We start from the raw sequence: 1025 nt of genomic DNA, 5'->3' as shown, positions 1-1025 counted from the left end.
GGTTGAGGACGATGACGCCGCCGATGATGAGCAGGATACCGCCGATCTTGAGGGGGGTGAGGGTCTCGCCGAGGAAGAGGAAGCCGATGAGGGCGATGGCGGCGGTGCCGGCGCCGGACCAGATGGCGTAGGCGGTGCCGACTTCGAGCTGGAGTTTGAGTGCTTGGGCGAGGAGGGCGAAGGAGGTGATGTAGCCGGTGGCGACGGCGATGCTCCAGCCGAGGTGGGTGAAGCCGTTGCTGAGTTTGAGTGCGGAGGTCGCGAGGACTTCGGCGGCGATGGCGGCGGCGAGCAGGAGCCAGGCCATGGGGGGCCTCCAGACACGAAAGTGGTACGTTCGTCCCAGTTTACTCGGGTGGTGCGGGGCGGCGGGGTGGCGGGATTCGCTTGAAAAGGCAGTCGAATACGTGTTCCACTGGAGGGTGTGGGTTGGGACGCACTGTCGCTGGTGGACGCCGCCGATGACCGGCCGCTGATCGAGCGGCGGGCGGTGGCGCGTGGCGGCTTCCTGGAGATGCAGGCCCGTACGGTGATCGAGCGGGTGCCGGCGGCTGCGGGCATCGCCCAGCAGTGGGCGGTCTCCCCCTATCGCGGCTGCGCTCACGCCTGCCGGGGTTGTGGCGCGCGTCCCGGGCATCGGCGGCTGGGTCTGGATGCCGGGCGTGATTTCGACACGCGGGTGGTGGTCAGGCCGAACACGGTGGAGCGGCTGCGGGCCGAGCTGGCGCGCTGGGACGGTTCGCCGCTGGCGATCGGGATCAGCGGCGACTGCTACCAGGAGGCGGAGCGGACCTACCGGCTGATGCCGGGTCTGATCGAGGTGCTGGAGCGGGCGGCGGTGCCGTTCACCGTCTACACCAAGAGCCCGCTGGTGTTGCGTGACGCCGAGTTGCTGGCGCGGGCGGGGGCGCAGGTGGCGATCTCGATCGCGTTCGTCGACGAGCGCATCAGGCGGGCGGTCGAGCCGGGCGCGGTGGGCGCGCAGGCGCGGCTGGAGCTGGTGTCGGCGCTGGTGGAGGCGGGGG

The 1025-nt window shown here is 70.5% G+C and carries 2 protein-coding genes; one reads left to right on the top strand and one right to left on the bottom strand.

Features of this window, described 5'->3' with window-relative positions:
- Positions 1–307 (bottom strand): DMT family transporter (locus HII36_RS55460; protein ID WP_173531431.1); only part of this gene is annotated, 307 nt, incomplete at its 3' end.
- Positions 308–424: 117 nt separating this feature from the next.
- On the opposite strand from HII36_RS55460, the gene HII36_RS55455 reads away from it, so the two are divergent.
- The coding region (locus HII36_RS55455; protein WP_328808337.1) for a radical SAM protein at positions 425–1025 on the top strand (601 nt) is incomplete at its 3' end.

This window comes from Nonomuraea antri (assembly GCF_013283785.1).
GTDB classification, from domain to species: Bacteria; Actinomycetota; Actinomycetes; order Streptosporangiales; family Streptosporangiaceae; genus Nonomuraea; species Nonomuraea antri.
Note: the sequence above shows the minus strand (reverse complement) of the source record. Positions and strands in the feature narration are given on the sequence as shown.